This is a genomic window from Rhodococcus sp. T7, from assembly GCF_009872365.1.
Lineage (GTDB): Bacteria > Actinomycetota > Actinomycetes > Mycobacteriales > Mycobacteriaceae > Rhodococcus_F.
Genome location: NZ_WXYH01000127.1, coordinates 1 through 5,659 on the forward strand (window position 1 = coordinate 1; position 5,659 = coordinate 5,659).

The window sequence follows — 5,659 nt, forward strand, 5'->3', positions numbered from 1 at the left end:
CCGTCGCATCAAGGTCGTCGGCAGCGTCGTCGGCGTCAACTTCGGCCACCTGTTGCACGAGGCCTTCAGTGCCTACGCCCCGATCGCGACGTTGGACGCGATCGCCGCGCAGCGCACTGCCGAGGCCCGCGGCGCCGAACCGAACGTCGAGAACCTGCTGCCGCCCACGGTGGACGCGGCAGCCGGGATGGGCCTCGACGTCGTCGAGGCCACCGAGTACTACAAGACGTCCCGCGGGGAGAAGCCGAACGGCGCCACCCGCAGCCTGATCTCACGGCGAGCGGCGGGATACGGATGGGACGCCTTCACCCACGCCGAAGTGCTTCTCACCCAGCCGTTGTGCGTCGTCGTCGGCGACAAGCCCGGCGCGTTCGGCTCCTACCGCGACGGCCTCGAGATCTACCGCCGCGCCCGCTCCGAAAAGAAACAACTCGTCGTGGCCGAAGGCTTCTCGCACTACGACCTGTACGACCAGCCCGAGCCCGTCAAGATCGCCCTCGACGCCCTGATCCCGTTCTACGACACCAACCTCTGACCAAGCATTACACCCGTCATCAGAAAGAGACACAGCAATGGACAGCATCACCTTCCCCAACGGCCCGATCGCCATGGCCGGCAACCTGTTTCTGCCCGACAACTTCGATCCGCAGAGCAGCTACGCGGCGGTCGTCACCGTGCACCCGGGCGGCGGCGTGAAGGAGCAGACCGCAGGTCTGTACGCCGCGAAGCTGGCAGAGGAAGGCTTCGTGGCACTGGCCTACGACGCCTCCTTCCAGGGTGAGAGCGGCGGCGAACCCCACCACCTCGAGGACCCGGCAGCGCGAGTCGAGGACGTTCGTGCGGCCGTCGACTTCCTGCAGAGCCTGGACTACGTGGACGCCGAGCGGATCGGTGTTCTCGGTGTCTGTGCCGGCGGCGGATACGCCGTGAACGCGGCCCTGACCGACTACCGGATCAAGGCTGTCACCACCGTCAGCGCCGTGAACATCGGCACCTCGTTCCGACGTGGTTGGTACGGAACCGATTCCGACGCGGCCGCGGTGCCCACGCTGCAGGCAGTCGCGCAACAGCGGACCGCCGAGGCCCAGGGCGCCGACCCCGCGTACATCCCGTACGTTCCGGAACAGCCGGACGAGAGCACTCCGCGCGACCTGGTCGAGGCACACGACTACTACCTCACCCCGCGGGCGCAGCACCCGAATGCGAAGAACAAGCAACTGTTCACCAAGAGCATCTCGCGGATCTTCACGTTCGACGCGTTCCACCTGGTCGAGGACCTGTTCACGGCACCGCTGCTGATCGTCGCGGGCAGTGAAGCCGGTTCGCTGTGGATGTCCACCGAACTGCACAGCCGGGTGCGCAGCCCCAAGAAGCTGGTGGTCGTCGAGGGCGGCGCCCACATGGACTTCTACGACGTGCCGAAGTACGTCGACCACGCCGTGGCGGAGGCGACCCCGTTCTTCCGGGAGCACCTCGCGGCTCGCCCCGACGAGAACTGACACACCGGTCGATCAGCTCCACCCGAGCCCCTGGGATCACCAGGGGCTCGGGCGGTCTCGGCTCTGAAGGTGCCGGCTGGAGGTGTCTCGGCTCAACCCGCGCTGACGGCCTGCCGGTTCCGGCTCCGGTCCTTCGCCGGATCCGCAATCACTACGGCGAGCAGCGCCAGAACCGCGCTGACGGCGCCGATCAACTGGAACGCCAGCTGATAGCCCGCAACCGGCGTGGCGGCCGCGTCCAGGATGATGCCGGTGGCCAATGGCCCGACGATGCCGCCGATCGACTGCATCGCGAGAAACGCCCCCAGGGTTCCGGCCAATTGCCGGGGCGGGCAGATCTCCGACATCGTGGCCGTGAAGAGCGGGAACACCGCGATGGTCAGGCCGTAGGCCAGGGAAATCGCGGTGACGGTCAGCATGCGCGACGGAATCGCAGGCAGCGCGAGCAACAGGCCTCCGGCGATCATGATGCCGATCGCCGGCGCGACGACCCGGACCGCGCGCACCGACCTGCCGCGCGCCACCGCACGGTCGCTGAGGAACGAGCCGCCGATCAGCGCCGCGAAACCGACGAAGCTCGGGAACGCGAACATCCAGCCGGACTGGAGCTGCGAGTACCCGAGCCCCTTCTCGAAGTACGAGGGAAGCCACTGCAGGACAACGCTGATCAACATGTACGCGGGAATCACCGCGAGGAGTCCACCGAGGAACGTGCGCGACAACACGATGCGGCGCCACGGCACCGCGGGTTCGGCGGTGCCCTGATCCGCACCGGGCTTGCCCACGCCGAGGTACGGGCCGGGACGCCACGTGAGCAGCCACGGAGCGACCCACAGCGCGGATGCCGCGGCGAGGACCAGGACGGTGGTCCGCCAGCCGTAGGCGTGCATGACGAACGCCAGCGCGGGGACGACGACGATCTTTGCGATGGTCGTGCCCGAGGTGATCATTGCGCCCGGTAGCCCGCGCTTGGCCGGGGCGTGCCACGAGTACGCGGCCGTGTGCTGCAGGGCTGAAGCCGGCCCCTCCGCCATTCCCAGCAGCGTGCGGCTGATCAGGAGCGCGACGAACGTGGCCCACACGATCAACGGCAGCAGCACCACGCTCCACAGGATCGCGATGAGCGCGATCGCCCACTTGAGGGTCAGCATCCGGTTCAGCGGTCCGGCGAGAAACCCGCCGAGCGAGTAGGCGAGAAAGAAGATGCTGCCGGTCATGCCGATCTGGGTGGCCGACAGGTGCAACTCCTCCCGGAGCGGCACCGTGATCAGGCCGAAGACGGCTTTGTCGGCCGAGCTGAGGACGTACAGGGTCACCAGGAGTCCGGTCAACCCCCATGCCCTACGCCGAGATTCGGATCGGCTGTGCTCGCGCTGTGGCGAATCAGCCGCCGTCGATGGTGCCGTTGGTGACATGTCGGGGTTCCAATCTGATCGTGTGCGATTCCGCACTTGCCGCACGCCGCACATCGCGTGCGGGACCGGCTGTCCGGCGAGGTCGTTCGTCCGGAACAGTCGCGCGGTGATTGTGTATCACACATTATCTATTTTTATGAACTGGATCGCAGCGACAGCTCATTGAGACCGGCCTCACTCTTTGCTTCTCGGTGGCCGAGAAAGCTACTTCCGTCCGTGTCGTCTCCGAACAACTCTCGGAACCACCGGATCCGGAGTCGAGAACGGAGTGTGCACATGCGAGACGAAGCCCCCACGGTGACGAAGAACGGGATTCCGCACTATCGGATGTTCATCGACGGCGGGTGGGTCGACACTGCGGATCGCTACGAGATCGTGAACCCGGCCACCGAGGACATCACGGCGACCGCGGCGAAGGCGACGACGGCCCACGTCGATACCGCGGTCGCCGTCGCGCGACGCGCGTACGAGGAGGGTTCCTGGCGCCGGACACCACCCGTCGAAAGGGCCGCCGTACTGGACAGGGCCGCAACCGCTCTCGCCGCCCGGATGGAGGAGATCGCGACGATCAGCTCCCGCGAGACCGGGATGCCGATCCGCTCGGCACTCGCGATCGCCGTGGGATTCCCGCAGATGCACCTGCAGTACTACGCCGAACTGACCCGCACGTTCGAATGGGTACGGCCGACACCGATCACCGGCCAGGTCCTGCACAGCGGGCTCGTCAAGAAGGAGCCGATCGGAGTCTGCGCCGGAATCTGTCCGTGGAACTTCCCGGCGAGCATCGCCGTCTGGAAGTCGATCCCCGCACTGGCAGCCGGCAACAGCGTCGTGCTGAAGGTGGACGAGAAGACTCCGAGTTTCGCCCTCGAACTGGCGGCGATTCTGCGAGACGCGGGCCTCCCCGACGGGGTGCTCAACGTCGTGATCGGCGACGGTCCGACCGTCGGTGAGCACCTCGTCAAACATCCCGATGTGCGGCTCGTGTCCTTCACCGGCTCGACCGCCACCGGCCGGCGGGTGATGGCCAACGCGTCCGAGACAATCAAGCGCGTGCTGCTCGAACTCGGCGGCAAGGGACCGAATATCGTCCTCGACGACGCCGACCTCGACCTCGCCGTCGACGGCACCATCTACGGGTTCGTCCTGCACGCCGGTCAGGCCTGCGAGTCGGGCACCCGCCTGCTCCTTCCGGCCTCGATTCACGACGAGTTCGTGGACCGTCTCGTCGCGCGGTTGGAGACGCTGAAAATCGGTGACCCCCTGGACCCGTCGACCGACGTCGGCGCGGTGATGAATGCGACGCAACGCGAACGCATCCTCGGCTACATCGAGAGCGGCAAGACCGAAGGCGCCCGGCTCGTCCACGGCGGCGGAACCCCTGCGGGTCCCGAGTTCGACCGGGGCTTCTGGGTCGAGCCGACGGTGTTCGCCGGCGTGACCAACGACATGCGCATCGCGCGCGAAGAGATCTTCGGACCGGTGCTGTCGATCATCGCCTACGACTCGGTGGACGAGGCCGTAAAGATCGCGAACGACACCGAATACGGCCTGGCCGCGGGCGTCTGGAGCCGGGACAACCAGCGCGCACTGGACGTCGCAGACCGACTCGAGGCCGGCTCGGTGTGGATCAACGACTGGCACAACATGTCTCAGCACCTCCCGTTCGGCGGCTACAAGCAGAGCGGGATCGGTCGCGAGCTCGGCCCGGACGCACTCGCGGAGTTCACCCAGGACAAATCCATCACCGTCGACATGTCCGGTGACCTGAGCCGTCGCGCCTACGGCCTGGTCCTCGGGACACCGCCGAAGCACTGAACAACCGACAACCCATTCAGGACACGAGAAGGGACAGGCAGATGCCGAGACTCGCAGGAAAGGTCGCATTCGTCACGGGGGCGGCGCGTGGTCAGGGACGGGCGGAAGCGCTTCGGCTGGCACAGGACGGAGCCGACATCATCGCCGTCGACGTCGTCGCACCCGTCGAGACCAATGTGGCCCCGCCGTCGACACCGGCGGACCTCGAAGAGACCGACCGGGGCGTGAAGGCGCTGGGCCGCAACGTCGTCACCGCTCAGGTCGACGTGCGTGACTACAACGCCCTGAAGCGTGCACTCGACGAAGGTGTGCGGCAACTGGGGCGGCTGGACATCGTCGTCGCCAATGCGGGGATCTGGTCGTACGGGCTCAGCGAGGAGGTCACCGACCTCGAATGGCAGGTCACGCAGGACGTCGTCCTCAAGGGCGTGTGGCACACCGCCAAGGCCGCGATCCCCATCCTCAAGCGTCAGGGAACCGGCGGATCGCTGATCTTCACCAGTTCGACCATGGCGATCAAGGGGATGCAGAACCTGTCGCCGTACGTCGCCGCCAAGCACGGCGTCGTCGGCCTGATGAAGTCGCAGGCGCTGGAGTTGGCCCCGTTCGGGATCCGGGTCAACTGCGTCGCGCCGACGTCGGTCAACACGAAGCTGATCCACAATGCGCCGACGTACGCGTTGTTCGCGCCCGACATCCCCGAGTCGGAACGCACTCCAGACAGCGTGGCCGACCGGTTCGCCACCATCCCCGTCATGGACGTGCCGTGGGTGGAGCCCGAGGACATCGCGAACGCGGTCGCGTTCCTCGCGTCGGACGAGGCGCGCTACGTGACCGGCCTCGAGCTCAAGGTCGACGCCGGACAGACGCTCAAGTAGGTGGGAATTCCCCCGGGCACCCCCGACAACGGCGAAGCCTCGCATCATT

Annotated in this window: 4 protein-coding genes and 1 pseudogene; 4 read left to right on the forward strand and 1 reads right to left on the reverse strand. The window is 66.9% G+C overall.

Features of this window, described 5'->3' with window-relative positions:
- Both MLGJGCBP_RS15305 and MLGJGCBP_RS15310 read left to right on the forward strand, forming a co-directional pair.
- Positions 1–535: pseudogene (locus tag MLGJGCBP_RS15305) on the forward strand (alpha/beta hydrolase); the annotation flags it as partial.
- A 37-nt stretch (positions 536–572) separates the two neighbouring features.
- Complete coding sequence (locus tag MLGJGCBP_RS15310) at positions 573–1,499, forward strand: alpha/beta hydrolase (RefSeq protein ID WP_160096635.1); 927 nt, start codon at positions 573–575, stop codon at positions 1,497–1,499.
- A gap of 92 nt (positions 1,500–1,591) precedes the next feature.
- Here MLGJGCBP_RS15310 and MLGJGCBP_RS15315 read toward each other — a convergent pair whose 3' ends face one another.
- Positions 1,592–2,914 (reverse strand): MFS transporter, encoded by a 1,323-nt coding sequence (locus MLGJGCBP_RS15315; protein WP_160096637.1) that lies wholly within the window; start codon positions 2,912–2,914, stop codon positions 1,592–1,594.
- 276 nt (positions 2,915–3,190) lie between these two features.
- Between MLGJGCBP_RS15315 and MLGJGCBP_RS15320 the strand changes: the two genes are divergently transcribed.
- Positions 3,191–4,732: an aldehyde dehydrogenase family protein gene (locus MLGJGCBP_RS15320; RefSeq protein WP_201453073.1), complete on the forward strand. Its 1,542-nt coding sequence runs from the start codon at positions 3,191–3,193 to the stop codon at positions 4,730–4,732.
- A 41-nt stretch (positions 4,733–4,773) separates the two neighbouring features.
- Positions 4,774–5,610 carry a mycofactocin-coupled SDR family oxidoreductase gene (locus MLGJGCBP_RS15325; RefSeq protein WP_160096639.1) on the forward strand — a complete coding sequence of 279 codons (837 nt, stop codon included), beginning with the start codon at positions 4,774–4,776 and terminating at the stop codon, positions 5,608–5,610.
- Positions 5,611–5,659: the final 49 nt, after the last annotated feature.